General features: G+C 41.2%; 15 protein-coding genes and 1 pseudogene. 9 read left to right on the top strand and 7 right to left on the bottom strand.

Annotated features, from left to right (window positions below; genetic code table 11):
• Both Q1V93_RS07340 and Q1V93_RS07335 read left to right on the top strand, forming a co-directional pair.
• A pseudogene (locus tag Q1V93_RS07340) lies at nt 1-329 on the top strand (all-trans-retinol 13,14-reductase); the annotation flags it as partial.
• The gene (locus tag Q1V93_RS07335; protein ID WP_300663287.1) at nt 322-1,542 is read left to right on the top strand and encodes an NAD(P)/FAD-dependent oxidoreductase; all 1,221 of its coding nucleotides are present in this window, start codon (nt 322-324) and stop codon (nt 1,540-1,542) included. The pseudogene Q1V93_RS07340 and the gene Q1V93_RS07335, both read left to right, overlap by 8 nt.
• Before the next feature lie 206 nt (nt 1,543-1,748).
• On the opposite strand, the gene Q1V93_RS07330 is transcribed toward Q1V93_RS07335, so the two are convergent.
• Complete coding sequence (locus Q1V93_RS07330; protein WP_300663285.1) at nt 1,749-3,002, bottom strand: AMP-binding protein; 1,254 nt, start codon at nt 3,000-3,002, stop codon at nt 1,749-1,751.
• Nucleotides 2,990-4,654: a C45 family peptidase gene (locus Q1V93_RS07325; protein WP_300663283.1), complete on the bottom strand. Its 1,665-nt coding sequence runs from the start codon at nt 4,652-4,654 to the stop codon at nt 2,990-2,992. Before Q1V93_RS07325 ends, Q1V93_RS07330 begins: the two co-directional genes overlap by 13 nt.
• Before the next feature lie 74 nt (nt 4,655-4,728).
• On the opposite strand from Q1V93_RS07325, the gene Q1V93_RS07320 reads away from it, so the two are divergent.
• A complete protein-coding gene (locus Q1V93_RS07320) occupies nt 4,729-5,280 on the top strand; it encodes a hypothetical protein (RefSeq protein ID WP_300663281.1) in 552 nt (183 codons plus the stop codon).
• A 131-nt stretch (nt 5,281-5,411) separates the two neighbouring features.
• On the opposite strand, the gene Q1V93_RS07315 is transcribed toward Q1V93_RS07320, so the two are convergent.
• From Q1V93_RS07315 to Q1V93_RS07300, 4 genes are read right to left on the bottom strand one after another with little or no spacing between them, the layout of a single operon-like run.
• Nucleotides 5,412-6,365 carry an NAD(P)-dependent oxidoreductase gene (locus Q1V93_RS07315; protein ID WP_300663279.1) on the bottom strand — a complete coding sequence of 318 codons (954 nt, stop codon included), beginning with the start codon at nt 6,363-6,365 and terminating at the stop codon, nt 5,412-5,414.
• Between the two features lie 34 nt (nt 6,366-6,399).
• The gene (locus Q1V93_RS07310) at nt 6,400-6,642 is read right to left on the bottom strand and encodes a DUF6327 family protein (RefSeq protein WP_300663277.1); all 243 of its coding nucleotides are present in this window, start codon (nt 6,640-6,642) and stop codon (nt 6,400-6,402) included.
• Nucleotides 6,642-6,992, bottom strand: a complete 351-nt coding sequence (locus Q1V93_RS07305) for a competence protein (RefSeq protein ID WP_300663275.1) — start codon at nt 6,990-6,992, stop codon at nt 6,642-6,644. The genes Q1V93_RS07310 and Q1V93_RS07305 overlap by 1 nt, the downstream gene beginning before the upstream one ends.
• A gap of 1 nt (nt 6,993) precedes the next feature.
• Entirely contained in the window at nt 6,994-7,323 is a 330-nt protein-coding gene (locus Q1V93_RS07300) for a YtxH domain-containing protein (RefSeq protein WP_300663273.1), read from the bottom strand.
• Nucleotides 7,324-7,541: 218 nt separating this feature from the next.
• Here Q1V93_RS07300 and Q1V93_RS07295 point away from each other — a divergent pair, with 218 nt between their 5' ends.
• Nucleotides 7,542-7,916 (top strand): GxxExxY protein, encoded by a 375-nt coding sequence (locus tag Q1V93_RS07295; RefSeq protein WP_300663271.1) that lies wholly within the window; start codon nt 7,542-7,544, stop codon nt 7,914-7,916.
• A gap of 57 nt (nt 7,917-7,973) precedes the next feature.
• Here Q1V93_RS07295 and Q1V93_RS07290 read toward each other — a convergent pair whose 3' ends face one another.
• Complete coding sequence (locus Q1V93_RS07290) at nt 7,974-8,414, bottom strand: Lrp/AsnC family transcriptional regulator (RefSeq protein ID WP_300663269.1); 441 nt, start codon at nt 8,412-8,414, stop codon at nt 7,974-7,976.
• Between the two features lie 163 nt (nt 8,415-8,577).
• On the opposite strand from Q1V93_RS07290, the gene Q1V93_RS07285 reads away from it, so the two are divergent.
• The 5 genes from Q1V93_RS07285 to Q1V93_RS07265 all read left to right on the top strand — a co-directional run.
• On the top strand, nt 8,578-9,819 hold the full coding sequence (locus Q1V93_RS07285) for a cystathionine gamma-synthase family protein (RefSeq protein ID WP_300663267.1): 1,242 nt from the start codon (nt 8,578-8,580) through the stop codon (nt 9,817-9,819).
• A 235-nt stretch (nt 9,820-10,054) separates the two neighbouring features.
• On the top strand, nt 10,055-11,524 hold the full coding sequence (gene cysS, locus Q1V93_RS07280) for a cysteine--tRNA ligase (protein ID WP_300663265.1): 1,470 nt from the start codon (nt 10,055-10,057) through the stop codon (nt 11,522-11,524).
• A gap of 94 nt (nt 11,525-11,618) precedes the next feature.
• Nucleotides 11,619-12,008: a ribonuclease P protein component gene (rnpA, locus tag Q1V93_RS07275; protein ID WP_300663263.1), complete on the top strand. Its 390-nt coding sequence runs from the start codon at nt 11,619-11,621 to the stop codon at nt 12,006-12,008.
• A gap of 282 nt (nt 12,009-12,290) precedes the next feature.
• Nucleotides 12,291-13,928 (top strand): S41 family peptidase, encoded by a 1,638-nt coding sequence (locus Q1V93_RS07270; RefSeq protein WP_300663261.1) that lies wholly within the window; start codon nt 12,291-12,293, stop codon nt 13,926-13,928.
• A gap of 29 nt (nt 13,929-13,957) precedes the next feature.
• A partial coding sequence (locus Q1V93_RS07265) for a hypothetical protein (protein ID WP_300663259.1) occupies nt 13,958-14,938 on the top strand: 981 nt, incomplete at its 3' end.

Genomic DNA, 14,938 nt, shown 5'->3' with positions numbered 1-14,938 from the left:
AAAAAGTATGTGAAAACCGCGTAATTGACCGCCTGGAAGAACGTTTTCCCGGAATCAGAACCAAGATCAAACACGTCTATTCTTCTACTCCGATAACTTACAGGGATTATATTTCCACTCCCGACGGTTCCATGTATGGGATTCAGAAGGATTTCAATCATATTCACAAGACGCAAATCAATACCAAAACACACGTTCCGAATTTGTTTCTGACAGGTCAGAATATCATTTTTCATGGAATTTTGGGTGCGACTATTGGCGCTCTTGTAACATCTTTTAATTTTGTAAATAATAAGCTAATCGTAGAAAAAATCAAAATGTATGACTAAAGAAGTTGATGTTGTCGTAATTGGTGCAGGTCCGGCGGGTTCTGTAGCGTCCTCTAAACTAATTAAAGAGGGTTTCAAGGTTTTGGTTTTGGAGAAAATGCAGTTTCCCAGATTCGTGATCGGTGAGAGTTTATTGCCTCACAGTATGGATTATTTGGATGAATTGGGGCTTCTTCCTGCGGTTGAAGCTTTGAAATTTCAAATCAAAACGGGAGCATGTTTTTACCATGACGGTGAACGTTGTGATTTCCTGTTTGAAAATCAGTTTTCCGAAGGTTGGTCTTATACTTTCCAGGTAAAACGTGCGGATTTTGATCATGCTTTGATCAAAGAGGCTGAAAAGCAAGGTGCAGAGGTGGAATTTCAGGCAGAAGTGACGGATGTAAAAACTTCAGCAACAAGACAAGTGGTTACTTACCGCGATAAAAACGGAGATATTCACGAAGTTCATTGCCGTTTTGTGATGGATGCAAGCGGATATGGACGCGTACTTCCTCAGATGTTTAACCTGGAAGTTCCTGTTTCTACTCCGCCGCGTGGAGCTGTTTTTGCGCATATCGACGATAGAAAAAGAACCCCGGAAGCCGGACGAAATATTTTCGTTCACGCTTTCAATGACAATACGGCTTGGATCTGGTCGATTCCTTTCTCTGACGGAACTGCTTCTGTCGGAATTGTAGGAAACAAGGATTTCATTGAAGAATGTTATGCTGACGGTGGAAAACTGTTCAAAAAACGCGTAGCTGAATTCCCTGGTTTGGACGGACGTTACGACGGTGTTGAGTTCATGTTTGAGCCGCGTTTGATCGTGAATTATGCCGTTTCTGTGAAGCAGGTTTACGGAGAAGGATATGTGTTGTGTGGAAACAGTACGGAATTTCTCGATCCGATTTTTAGTTCAGGAGTAACACTTGCAATTTCTTCCGGATACAAAGCAGCAGCATTGGTTGCGAAGCAATTGAACGGAGAAAATGTAGATTGGGAAAACGATTACAGCGTGGTTCTGAAAAAAGGAATTGATGTGTTCAGAACATACGTTTTGGCCTGGTATGAAGGAACTTTAGGAGATATTTTCTTCAGTGAGAAGGTCGATGATCAGATTCGTCAGCAGATTTGTTCTGTTTTGGCAGGATATGTTTGGGATGAAACGAATCCGTTCGTTAAAAAGCACAGTACTTTGGTAAATGCGGTTGCGCATATCGTGAAGATGTAAAATATGAAGTAAAGGAATGTATCGGACTTGAATGTATGATACGCACCAGATTCGTTTTGTGGTTTCTGATTTAGAAAACAAGAGCCTTCCGGTTGAATATTCTCTATGTGTTCTACGTAGCTATGTGGTAAAATGAACCACATAGCACGCGATAGGTCACATAGTTTTTAGAGTTTATTATAGCTTGGTGAGGATGTATCACGTGCTTACTTAAAGACAATTTTTTCTGGCTTACGCATGTGGTTTTTGAAAACCTGGCTGCGTAAATAATCCGTTTCAAGGAAAACGAAATGCGGAACTACGCGCAATTTCGCTTTGCATTCTTCCACAATCTCATTCATCACCGGAGAATGCTCGATTCTGTTTTCCAATAAGATGGTGATGGTGTCATGACCTAAATAATCTTTTGAAACTTCAATCTTGTAACAGCTAATTTCGGATCGGCTGTCAAAAATTTCGTAAATCGAAGGCGGAAAAATGGTTGTTCCCTTAAACTTGATCATTTGATTTTTCCGACCCAGAATAGGGCCTACGCGAACGGAATTTCTTCCGCAAGTACAAGGTTCTCTGTAAATTCGGGCTACGTCTCCTGTTTTATAACGGATTAACGGAGTTCCTTCCGTTCCGATGGTACTGATAACGATTTCTCCTTTTTCACCGTGAAGAACTTCATTTCCTGCCTCGTCCAAGACTTCCAGGTAGATCAGATTTTCGTTCAAATGTCCGCCCTGATGCGCGGTACATTCCGTAAACGCCGCTCCCATTTCAGTTGAGGCGTAGGTCGAAAACAATTCGATATTCCAGTCTGCATGAATGCGTTTTGCCAATACATTTTCGGATAAATCATCTTCGCGAATCGGTTCTCCGATGCAAATTACGGAACGAACGGACGTTTCATTCATCTGGATACCGTTCTGTTTCGCGTAATCAATCAGATTGACCAGGAAACTCGGAACTGCGATCAGAATCGTGGGCTTGTTTTCCAGGATTGAATTCCACTGCAAAGCCGGAACACCCGGACCAATGCGGATGATTCCCGCATTGAGCTCCTGAACTCCCAGGTAATAAGCCAGTCCGGCCATGAATTGCTTGTCGATGGTAGTCATCAATTGAAAAAGATCTCCCGCTTTTGCTCCTGTCAGTTCAAACGATTCCTTTTCGTTTTTAGCCAGGCGTAACAAATCGTTTTTCGTCAGATAAATTGTTACGGGTTTTCCGGAAGTTCCGGAAGTTGTGACATATTCCGCAATTTGATTGCTTGGAACACACAAAAAATCCCGGTTATTCAGCGACAAATCTTCTTTATTGGTAAACGGAAGCATCCGGAATACTTCAGGAGTCATGTTTTCAAGAACCGTTTTTGAAAAGTGTCTTTGGTAAAAAGGAGCATGTGCGAACGCATAATCCAGTGTTTGAAGGACCTGTTGAAATTGGGTATTGTTTTCAATTACTTCTGACATTCTTTGATCAAATTTTTGAGTTCCTGCTCTATTTGCGGTGAAGCAACACGTTTCGTCAATGCTTTTTGATAATACAAAATAGCTCTTTTTTTGTTTCCTTTCTTCTGGAAATACTTTCCTAACTGCTCGTAGGTAATGTATAATTCCGAGTTATTGGAGATAAAGGTTGCGATTTGCTTCTCGTTCAGATCGAGTGCCTGATCAAACATCAGGTAAGCTGAAATTTGTTGTTTGACCGTTTTAAAATCTTTGAATTTCTGGTAGGAAACGGAGTTCACAAAAGCATCCTGCGGAATAGAATCCACCAATTGAATGTGTTTCGTTTTGAAAGTCTTGTTCAAATCATATCCCAAATAGGTTCCTAGTTGGAAATTTGTACTCGAAATGAAGTAAAGTCTGCTTTGCGGCTGCATCACAACACTGTGGTGAGCCAATAATTGATTCAAAGCACGCGGATTTCCCATTCCAAGCGTATCTCCGTCCCAACCGTTTTGATTTCTCAGGATAGAAGCGGCTATTAAAGGATTCAGGACATTGGATTTTTCCAATAACTGATTCATGCGGTCGAAACGGTATTTTGAATCACTTTGTGCAATGTTTTTGACGTTTTCCGGGTCTTTTTTAAAGGTTTCGGATTGATAGTGATTGGCGCAAACCAATACATCCGTTTTGCTCTCGTAAACTCCCAGTTTTTTCGGGGATTTCTCAATCAACACTGCTTTTCCGTCTTCTGCGGAAGAAATCATAAGCGTTTCTGAAACAAACGTATGTCGCTTTTTGGCAATGGCAATGGCTTCGTCTATGTTTTTCGCGTATTGCAGAATTTCCCGTGCCAGGAGCGAAATCGGCATTTTGGAACTTGTCGGCAAATCCGATTTTGAGGCATTGATGGTGACTGTCAGACCTTTTTCATTCATTCCGGAAGCAACTCCGGTGAATCCTGCCCAGGAATAAGAAGTGAATTTGTATCCTTTGCTCGGGTTCACGAAAATGATCAGCTTATTCTTTGCGAAATCATCACCGACATAAAAGTCGAAGTTTCTCCCGACCAACAATTGCTTGTTTTCGCTTTTCGTTCCTTTTACCGCGAAAGAAGTACAACCAACAACGCTGTAGTCATTCAACGCATGCCCGATATCGTGTGCTGCGTGATAATTCAGAATACGTGTATATTTCGAAGCAATGTAGTTGTAACGTTCGGAAAATGACTGGGAAATTCCGTAAATCTCCTGTTGGTTTTCCAGTGGAATGTTTTCCGGAAGATCGCTGTTAAAGAACCCTACCATCAATTTGATAGCGTGTCTCCAAAGCTTATTCGGAAGGAAGTTATTGATTTGTCCCACGAAAATATCTTCCTGTTCCTGGACCAATTCTTTCGCGAGTTTTCCATAAATCAACCCCCTTTCATAAGGTTCACCTTCCAGATACATTTCCCAAACCCCGAATTTGTTTTTTTTCAGATAGGAACTTCCCAGTACGTAATGATCTTTTCCAACTTGCTTGCGCTCGCCGACCTCGATAGAAGGAACTTCCGGAGTGTCGATCTGGGCATTGAACAGAACGATCGTAAACAAAATGAAAACAAAGGCAAATACCAGTTCTGTGGGAATCCAAACAAGACGGAATAGGTATTTTAATAAGGTTCTTAACACGGATTTGAATAAATAGACTGCAAATATAAGCTATTTTTGAGCTGAATCTGAGTAATTTCAAGTCCGTACGAGCAATGATTAGTATAATTAACAATCCTGATTTTGTGCTTGCTTATTTTAAGCAGGAGAACTACGAAGCATTGTTGAGAAGCGGAATCAACAAGCGCGATCTGGAGAAGCAGGGAATTCTGATATTGCTGGATGAATTGGGTTATGGAAATCTTCATATCGATTACAAAACAAGCGGACAACCTTACTTTGAAGCAAAATCGGAATTGTTTTTATCTATTTCTCATTCGAAGGGTTGGTTTGCCGTCATGGTCGGGAGAAAACCGGTTGGAATTGATGTCCAGGTTTATTCGGAAAGATTGAAAGCCGGTCAGGATTATTTCAGAAACGACCGGGAGATTGAATTTTCTGAGGATGAAACCGCATTACATCTGATGTGGTGTGCGAAAGAAGTCTTTTACAAATGGAAGGAAGGCAAGGTTCAGGATCTGAAAGAGGAAGTGAGTTTGCTGAAGATTGAAAAAGAAACGTTGCTGGTAGATTTTGAAAAAACAGCATATTCGCTGAAATACCAATTGATCGAAGATGCTTTTTTGGTTTTCATGAATGAAGCATAGTCACGCGATTCATTTGTAGAAATAGATAAAATCTGTGCACAAATTTAAAGTGAAGTTAGAACTAGTTGTTCAGTTTTTATACTGAATGAATACTTGAATCAATTTGATTTAAAATAAAGTAAAACAATAACTTATATTTCAAAATTCCCTTCATTCAGAATTTTGTCTGCTAAAACAGAACTAAGTTTGTAGTAACTTTCATTTGTCCAGCCCCCAACATGTGGTGTCAGTAAAATTCTGTCCGATTGAAGCAAGAAATTCAATGCTTCGTTTGAATCATTTTCAAAGAAGTTTTCAAAAGATTTTTTCTCAAATTCATTCACGTCCAATCCTGCCGAAATCGTGATTCCTTTTCGAATGGAATCAATTAATGATTTGGTTTCAACTATTTTTCCTCTTGACAAATTCAACAGATAAATCGGTTTGCCGAGTGCATCAAAAAACTCCTGGTCTGCAAAGTAAATCGTTTCTTCGTTTTGTGGAATGTGAAAAGAGATCACATCCGATTTCCGGAGCACTGCTTCCAATGTCGCTTCGATCACGAATTCGTCCCCGAAACCGGTTTTATATTTGTCGTAGGCCAAAAGAGTCACATCAAAACCGCGCAACTTTTTAGCAAAGGCTTTTCCGTTGTTTCCATAACCGATGATTCCAACCGTTTTTCCGTCGAGTTCAACACCACGATTTCCTTCGCGGTCCCAGATTCCGTTTTTGACATCGCGGTTTGCAGTGTGAATCTTGTTCATCATGGAAAGCAACATTCCCAAAGCGTGTTCCCCGACTGCATTTCTGTTTCCTTCAGGCGCGTTGTACAACGTAATTCCGCGTTTCGTGCAATAATCTTCGTCAATATTCTCCATTCCGGCACCTGAACGTGCAATAAACTGCAAATCCGGGGCAAATTTCAGGATTGATTCATCCATCGTAAAGCGGGAACGGATAACAATTCCATGAGTATCATGCAATTGCTTTTCACATGTTTCTCTCGACCAATCGTGACCTTCGATGCATTCGTATTCGCCGCTTTGAGTCAATCGTTCTGCTAAAATGGGGTGGATGGTATCTAAAAAGACAACTTTTTTCATGGGGTACTTTTGATTCCTCCGAAGTTACCCTTTATTATTTGAAAGATTTCAGTGCGAACTGTAAAATAATGGGAATTATGCGCTCAATGAAGGAAGGTTCTCCATTGTCAGAACCGCCCAAAGCTTCGTGAAGCACATTGGAGGGTTGCAGGTTTTTCTTTGCTCCCTGCAAACCGCGTTTGAATTTTTGTGCATGGATTTCCCGTTCGAGTTTCAGGATTTTCAGATCCAGCTCAATTTCCTCAAACGAATTGTATTTCCGTGATTTTCTGCTCATTAGTCATTCAAAAAAATGGTAGAACATTTGCGCAGAATTTGCCGCTCGATGAGTTTGGAACGAACGAATAACAGCAAGAGAATGAGAGCCAGGTAGATTCCCGATACAATCAGAAATCCGAGCCAATAACTTTCCAGAGCCTCACCGATTGCCAGGGCAGCAGAAACAGACCCGAAGATCAAAAACATCATCAGGAAGAAGGAGAGCAATATCACTTTCACCACCATTTTGGTAGATTTCACCACGATTTTGAACCCCCACAATTTGTAGTATTCCATCGTGCTTTCGAGATAGGCCTTCGCTTCTTCCTGAATCTGACGGGTGTTTTCCTTTAATTCGTCAAACGCCATATTACTTTGCAGTTTTCTTCACCGGAGTTTTCAGCAAATCCAATTTCGCTTCCAGCAAAGCAATCAGTTCATCCTTTTCGTGATTCCCGCTATCAATAGCTTTGTCAATAAAATCACTCAAATTTTCTCCGACGTTTTCTGCTTTTTGATGTAAGAGTTGTGCCAATTCATGGTACTTGTCAATCAAACTGTCTTTTGATTTACCAACTCCGTCTTTGATTTTTTCTCGTATTACCGATCCCTTATCCGGGGCAAGTAAAATTCCGATCCCCGCTCCAACCACTGCACCTGCAACAAGTGCCAAAACGATATTTCCTGTGTTGCTTGACATAATCTTTTGTTTTAATGTGTTCCTAATAAATATAGGAATAAAAGTCAAACTACGATTCAAACAATCAGTCATTTAACGTTAATTCTGATTTTTCCTCCAGGGTGGAGGCCACGAATTCACGAATTTTTTGTTCGGCTAACGCGCTCACAAATTTATAGACGGGCTTGATTTTGATTCGGCTATTGTTTGAAACGAACTTTTTTCTTAATTTAAAGTGAATGAGAGATTTAATTTTAAAAAAAGAAGCCTATGACGTGATAGGCAGTTGTATGGAAGTTCACCAAAATTTGGGAGATGGGTTTTCTGAAATTGTTTATAAAGATGCCCTTGAGTATGAATTGAAACGGGAAAATATTCCATTTATCAGGGAGAAAGAATTCAAGGTTCACTATAAAGATATTATACTTCCACATTATTTTTATGCAGATTTTGTGGTCGTTGACTCGATCATTCTGGAAATAAAGGCCGTTAGCCAATTGACTAAATCACATTATGCACAAGTCATTAATTATCTGGCTGTTTCTAATCTTCCTTTAGGATTATTAGTCAATTTTAATGAAGATAGCCTGAAATACAAACGTTTCGTATTATAGTATGAAACCAATGCGAGCGCGTTAGCCGAGCTCTAATTCGTGAATTCGTGGCGACAACTATTTCAGTTCTGACATTACAAAGCTGCTATTCACCTGCCCGATATGAGGAATGCGCGCCAGTTGATTCTTCAGGAAATCCTGGTACACTTCCATATTTGCGACCTCAATGATGAGCATGTAATCGGTTGCGCCGGCTACGTGATACGCATGACTGACTTCCGGCAGTTCCCGGATCGCACTTTCAAAAACGTCAATTCCTTCTTTCTGGTGACTTTTCAGACTCACCTGGCAAACTACTTTTAAATCCCGGCCAATTGCTTTCCGGTTGATCAAAGCAGTATAACCCTGAATCACCCCAATGCGCTCCAGGCGCTTGATACGTTCAAAAGTCGGAGTAACGGAAAGCCCGATTTTACCCGCAACTTCCTTATTATTCATTTTGCCATTGCTTTGCAAAAGGGCAATAATTTGCTGATCTATTGTGTCTAACGAGCTCATTGTTCTGATTTTGAGAAAATAATTCTGCTTTCCGTAGTTCAAATGTTAAATATTAGAATGGAAAAGCATTATTTTCTAAATGTATAGAATAATATTCTTTGATTCTGAAATTCAGCAAAAATTCCTTTTTCTTAGTAAAAGTATTTAACGTATAAAATTCTTAATGAGACCAGAAAGTTTAATGATGAGTTACGGGTACAAACCTTCTCTTTCGGAAGGGGCGATTAAATGTCCGATTTTCCAAACTTCAACCTTTGTGTTCAACACGGCTGAAGAGGGAAAGGCATTTTTCGAAGTAGCTTATGGAATTCGTGAAAAAGGGGAAAATGAAGAGTTGGGGTTGATTTATTCACGATTAAACAATCCGGACCTTGAAATTCTCGAAAATCGTTTGTGTTTATGGGATGAAGCGGAAGATTGTGCCGTTTTCGAAAGTGGAATGTCGGCTATTTCAACTGCTTTGATGGAGTTTTTGTCGCCCGGAGATTTATTGCTTTATTCCCGCCCGGTTTACGGTGGAACCGACCATTTTATCAATCATTTCCTGAAAAAGATGCAGATTGATTCGGTTGGATTTCGTGCAGATGAAGATTTCGACATGATTGTTGCCCGCATTGAAGCCACTGGAAAGGCTGATCGTTTGCGCATGATTCATATCGAAACACCTGCCAATCCGACGAATGCCCTGATCGACATTCAAATGTGCGCAGATATCAAAAAGCGTTTTTCAACTGCAGATTCGGATGTGATTTTATCGGTTGACAATACCTACATGGGACCATTGTGGCAGCATCCGCTGAAGTTTGGTGCGGATCTGGTTTTGTATTCGGCTACCAAATACATCGGAGGTCATTCGGACGTCATTGCCGGAGCTTGTTTGGGATCCAAAGCCTTGATGGCGCGGATTAAAGGATTGAGAACATTCTTAGGAAACATGGCTGGTCCGTGGACAGGTTGGTTATTGATGCGTAGTTTGGAAACCTTGAAAGTGCGTATGGAAGAACAGGCGAAAAATGCGGTGGAAGTTGCGAAATTTCTGCGTTCACACCCGAAAGTAAGCCATGTGTATTATTTAGGATTTATTCCGGAACAGGGAACCGAAAATGAAAAACGCATTTACAAAGAACAATATACTTCCAGCGGTGCGATGATTGCCTTTGACGTCATTGGAGGAGAGAAGGAAGCTTTTGCATTCCTGAATAACCTGAAATTAATCAAATTGGCAGTGAGTTTGGGAAGCACGGAAAGTTTGGCAGAACACCCGGCAACGATGACCCATGCAGATGTACCGCAAGATGTAAAAGAAGCAATGAAAATATCTTCAGCGTTGGTACGCGTATCCGTTGGGGTAGAGCACTATGAAGATATTATTTCAGATATTTCGCAAGCGTTAAACAACGTTTAAAGAATTTTCTCCGTCATACCTGGAGAAAGTGGGAGGTTTTAGTTGATTTATTACAAAACAAGAATACTCCTGGACACCACAGTCTAAATTACTACTGCAAATTCCCCTGTTGACGAAAGTTAGCAGGGGATTTTGGTTTTTGGAAGGATATTTTTGGTTAATAAGTTCAAAGATTTAGCCCTCTACCAAATTCTCGTTATCTTCGTAGCTTCAAACAATTTGATTTTTTCTTCCAATGAATCCAACACAGGCATTAACGATTTACAATAGTTTAAGTGGTGAAAAAGAAGCGTTTAAACCCATTATTTCCGGTAAAGTGGGAATGTATGTCTGCGGACCGACACTCTATAGCGAACCGCATATGGGAAACATGCGCACGTTCATCAATTTCGATTTGATTTACCGTTATTTACTTCATGTGGGTTATCAGGTGAAATATGTGCGCAACATTACGGATGCCGGACATATTACTAATTCTGCGGGTGAAGCAGTGGATTCTATTGGAAAAGCTGCACGTGTGGAGCAAGTGCAATCGTTGGAAATTGTTTATAAATACAATGTAAAATTCCAGGATCTGCAACGCATTTACAATTTGCTGCCTCCATCCATTGAGCCTACAGCAACCGGACATATCCAGGAGCAGATCGAAGTGATTGAAAAAATCATTGAGAATGGATTTGCTTATGTAGTGAACGGATCCGTGTATTTTGACGTACGTGCTTACAGTGAAAAATTTGAATACGGAATTCTGAGTGGTCGGAAAGTAGACGAACTGGAAGAAGAAACCCGTGAATTGAATGCGCAGGAAGAGAAGAAATTCTTCGCTGATTTTGCGCTTTGGAAAAAAGCAAATCCGGATGATATGCAAATCTGGCGTTCGCCCTGGGGAGACGGAAATCCCGGCTGGCACATCGAATGTACAGCCATGAGTACGAAATACCTGGGAGACCAGTTCGATATTCACGGTGGTGGAATGGACTTGAAATTTCCGCACCACGAAGACGAAATCGCACAAAGTTGTGGTTCTGTTGGCTGCAATCCGGCGAATTACTGGATGCATGCAAACATGTTGAATGTAAATGGGAAGAAAATGTCCAAATCGTTGGGGAATTACTTTTTGCCGAAAGAAATTGTGGAAGGAACAACGGATGTTTTCGATAAACCGTATTCTCCGCAAGTGATTCGCTTTTGCATGATGCAGGCGCATTACCGCAGTACGCTGGATTTTACTCCGGATTCCCTGAATGCAGCTGAAAAAGGATTTGAACGTTTATCAGAAGCATACGCGAAATTGAGTTCTTTGGAGACAAAAGAAACATCTTCTTTGGATGTGAAGGGGTTGGTGGATTCATTCTATAAAGCAATGAATGATGATTTCAATGCACCAATGCTCGTTGCAGGTTTGTTCGAAGCAGTGAAATACATCAACACCGTTTCAGAAGGAAAAGCGGCTATTTCGGCAAGTGACCTGGAATTGTTGACGAAAGAATTTACCGCATTCGTGTTCGATGTACTTGGTTTGACAATTGAAAAGGCATCTTCGGACGGAGCTTTGACAGCGGCAATGGATTTGGTATTAGATATGCGTAAATCTGCGCGTGAAAATAAAGACTGGAGTACATCAGATAAGATCAGAGATCGTTTGGCAGAAGCCGGAATTGTGGTGAAAGACGGTAAGGATGGCGTGACGTGGACGGTAAAGTAGATTCGTTTCTTCCCCCTTTGAAGGGGGATAAAGGGGGATGGCCACCCCTCTCAATCTCCCCTCAAGGGGAGAGGTAAAATTCTCAAATTGATAAATGAATCAGTCGTTCGGAAAACCATATAAGCTCTGTAGTCGAAAAATGATCGACCGTCTCTTCAAGGAGGGAAAACAGCTGCGTGCCTTTCCGTTGACGGTTTATTACCTCGAAAACGAATCGACTGAGAAAGTTCCTTTTCAGGTGGTGCTTTCTGCTCCGAAACGACAATTCAAACGGGCGCACGACCGCAATTATGTGAAGCGCTTGATGAAAGAGGTTTTGCGCAGGGAAAAACAACCTTTGGAAGACCTTTTGAATGTCCGGGAAAAGCAATTGGCACTTTTTATTGTTTATGGAAACAAGGAAGTGCTGAGTTATCCGGAATTGGAAAAGAGTGTGCGGAAACTGCTGGGGAAATTGATTGCGGAATTCGCTGATAAGGAGTAATCAGTTTGCCTTTCATCAAAAAACCTAAAAAATCAAGTACCTTTTCCAATCTTTCGGTATTTTTACCCCATTAGAAAGTCTTTTTTACGGAATGATTTTTGAACGTCACCCAATAAGAGAAAGCACTGCTTTCGATAAGAGCCAGCCGAAAGGTCGGTGAAGACTGAGCTAAGCAATGATGAATTGCTTAAAGCGAAGGAACAAGCGTTAGAGCAGATAAAAATTAAGCGAAGTTTTTGATGGAAATCAAGTGGCAACGCAGTTAAAGAAAAATAATTAAATATGAAGCAATTCCTGCATGTTTTCGTCCTGGCAGCCATCGTTTTTGGTTTTAATACCCAGGTAAAAGCGCAATCCAACGGATTTGAGGAGATTAAATCCATGGAATTGATGGATCTCATTTTCCAGCAATTGGAAATGAATTACGTGGATGAGATTAAACCGGGTGAAATGAGCAAAACCGCTATCGATGCGATGTTGAGACAGCTGGATCCGTATACGGTTTATTACCACGAGTCGAATATGGAAGATTACCGCATGATGACTACCGGACAATACGGTGGAATTGGTGCTTTGATCCGGAAAATGGGAGATTATACCTACATCGCTGAACCTTATGAAGGAAAGCCGGCTCAGTTGGCTGGTGCGATAGCAGGAGATAAAATCCTTTCCATTGAAGGAAAAGACATGAAAGGAAAAGCAAGTGATGAGGTTTCAGATGCTTTGCGCGGCCCGAAAGGTTCTACGATTCAATTGCGTGTGGAACGTGCAGGTCAGGAAAAAACCATTTCCATTACGCGTGACGAAATTAAACTGGCAGATGTTCCTTACTTCGGGATGTTGGGTACATCCACCGGTTATATCAAATTAAACGCCTTTACACAAACCGCTTCTGCTGAAGTGTTGGCGGCATATGGAAAATTGAAACAGCAGGGAATGACTTCTTTGATCCTGGATTTGCGCGGAAATGGTGGAGGTTTATTGATTGAAGCGGTGAAAATCGTGAATATGTTCGTGAAAAAAGGACAAACGGTTGTAACTACGAAAGGGCGCATTCCGGAGGAAAACAGAACATATGCCACATCAGCAGATCCGATTGATTTGACTATTCCATTGGCAGTTTTGGTGGATGGCGGTTCGGCATCAGCATCAGAAATCGTTGCGGGAAGTTTACAGGATCTGGATCGTGCGGTGATTGTCGGAACGAATTCTTATGGAAAAGGATTGGTGCAGCGTACCTTTGATCTGAAGTATGGATCGAAGATCAAAGTGACGATCTCAAAATATTATACACCTTCGGGGCGTTGTGTTCAGCGTTTGGAATACTACGACAAAGAGCTTGGAGATAAGCCGAAAGCCATTGCAGATTCCTTGTTGAAGACCTTCAAAACGGCAAACGGACGCAAAGTAATCGACGGACGCGGAATTGAGCCGGATATGGTGGTGGAACAAGACGATTATTCCCGCTTGTTATTGATGTTGGTTAGCAATAATGTGATTTTCAATTATGCAACAGATTTCAAACGTTCACATGAAACTATCGGGCCGGCTAAAACATTCAAACTGACCCCGGAAGAGTACGATGCATTTAAGGCGTATGCCTTGAAACAAACCTTTACGTATTCCACGGCTTCCGAAGAACAATTGGAAAGAATGAAAAAGACCGCAGAAGATGAAGGATATTTTGAAGACATCAAAGCAGATTATGAGCAATTATTGTCGAAAGTAACTCCATCGAAAGAGCGTGATCTGGATAAGTTTAAAGCGGAGATTAACGATATTCTTTCCAGTGAAATCGTATCCCGTTACTATTATCAAAATGGTCGTGCCGAACAAGCATTCCAGGCAGATAAAGATGTGCAGAAAGCATTGGAGATTCTTTCGGATTCAAAACAGCTAAATACTATTCTCGGGAAATAAGCGTTATCGATTTAATATAGCGATTACTTATGCTGGATAAATTGACCGGTAAGCCCGTTCATTACTATATTCAATTGGTAGCAATGATGGGAATTGCAGCCGGGTTGCCTTATAGTAAAATTCCCTTGTCGCTTGGCACCATGCTTCTGGGTTTGAATGTCATTCTGCTTTGGGATTGGAAAACGGTTTGGAAGAACTGGATTTCCAACAAGTGGCTTTGGTTGTTGTTTGCATACATCGGGATGGAGATCATTTCTATTTGTTGGTCAAACGATCAGAAAGAAGCTCTGGATATGATCCGGAAAGAAATGCCGCTTTATACCATTCCTTTAGCGGTTGTTGCCATTCCGTTGACCCGTGTGAAACATTATATGTGGGTTGCTCTCAGTTTCCTGCTTGCAGTTTTTATCATCAGCTTTATCAATGTGGGAACCTATTTCCATTGGTGGGGCTCAAAGGTTTATGACGATATCCGGAGTCTTTCCCTGTTCGTTTCGCATTTGCGTTTTGCCATGATGATTGTCCTGGCATTGGTGTTTTGCGCAGCCTGGTGGATTCGGAAATTTCCATACCGATGGATTGCTTTGATTTTGGCTTTATGGTTCGTCTATTATACGAATCTGTCACAGATCGGAATGGGATTTTTCACGCTTTCAGGAGTAATTCTGATGATGTTTTACTTCAAGGTAAAATCCATTCAAAAACCGTGGGTCAAACGGAGTTTTATCGGATTATTTGCAGTTTGTATGCTGACTTCTATCGTTTTTATCACGGCGAAACTTCAACCTGTTGCACCTAAGATCGAAATCAATACCGATGATTACGGATTGAGAACCGCGAATGGCAATATCTACACCTTTGATGTGCCTGAGAACATGAATTGGGAGAATGGTTACCCGGTTCAGTATTTCGTTTCGGAAGAGGAACTGGAAAAAGAATGGGCGAAGGTTTCCGATGTTCCTTACAGTGATGGAACAGACTTGAAAGGAAACCCGATCCGGAATATTTTG

This window comes from Fluviicola sp. (assembly GCF_030151805.1).
GTDB lineage: Bacteria > Bacteroidota > Bacteroidia > Flavobacteriales_D > Crocinitomicaceae > Fluviicola.
The sequence above is the reverse complement of the archived record's forward strand: the minus strand, read 5'-3'. Positions and strand labels throughout refer to the sequence as shown.

Excerpts from the sequence above, each read along its gene's own strand:
- Q1V93_RS07335 (WP_300663287.1), top strand. The coding sequence starts at position 322 with ATGACTAAAGAAGTTGATGTTGTCGTAATTGGTGCAGGTCCGGCGGGT.
- Q1V93_RS07330 (WP_300663285.1), bottom strand. The coding sequence starts at position 3,002 with ATGTCAGAAGTAATTGAAAACAATACCCAATTTCAACAGGTCCTTCAA.
- Q1V93_RS07320 (WP_300663281.1), top strand. The coding sequence starts at position 4,729 with ATGATTAGTATAATTAACAATCCTGATTTTGTGCTTGCTTATTTTAAG.
- Q1V93_RS07315 (WP_300663279.1), bottom strand. The coding sequence starts at position 6,365 with ATGAAAAAAGTTGTCTTTTTAGATACCATCCACCCCATTTTAGCAGAA.
- Q1V93_RS07310 (WP_300663277.1), bottom strand. The coding sequence starts at position 6,642 with ATGAGCAGAAAATCACGGAAATACAATTCGTTTGAGGAAATTGAGCTG.
- Q1V93_RS07305 (WP_300663275.1), bottom strand. The coding sequence starts at position 6,992 with ATGGCGTTTGACGAATTAAAGGAAAACACCCGTCAGATTCAGGAAGAA.
- Q1V93_RS07300 (WP_300663273.1), bottom strand. The coding sequence starts at position 7,323 with ATGTCAAGCAACACAGGAAATATCGTTTTGGCACTTGTTGCAGGTGCA.
- Q1V93_RS07295 (WP_300663271.1), top strand. The coding sequence starts at position 7,542 with ATGAGAGATTTAATTTTAAAAAAAGAAGCCTATGACGTGATAGGCAGT.
- Q1V93_RS07290 (WP_300663269.1), bottom strand. The coding sequence starts at position 8,414 with ATGAGCTCGTTAGACACAATAGATCAGCAAATTATTGCCCTTTTGCAA.
- Q1V93_RS07285 (WP_300663267.1), top strand. The coding sequence starts at position 8,578 with ATGAGACCAGAAAGTTTAATGATGAGTTACGGGTACAAACCTTCTCTT.
- cysS (WP_300663265.1), top strand. The coding sequence starts at position 10,055 with ATGAATCCAACACAGGCATTAACGATTTACAATAGTTTAAGTGGTGAA.
- rnpA (WP_300663263.1), top strand. The coding sequence starts at position 11,619 with ATGAATCAGTCGTTCGGAAAACCATATAAGCTCTGTAGTCGAAAAATG.
- Q1V93_RS07270 (WP_300663261.1), top strand. The coding sequence starts at position 12,291 with ATGAAGCAATTCCTGCATGTTTTCGTCCTGGCAGCCATCGTTTTTGGT.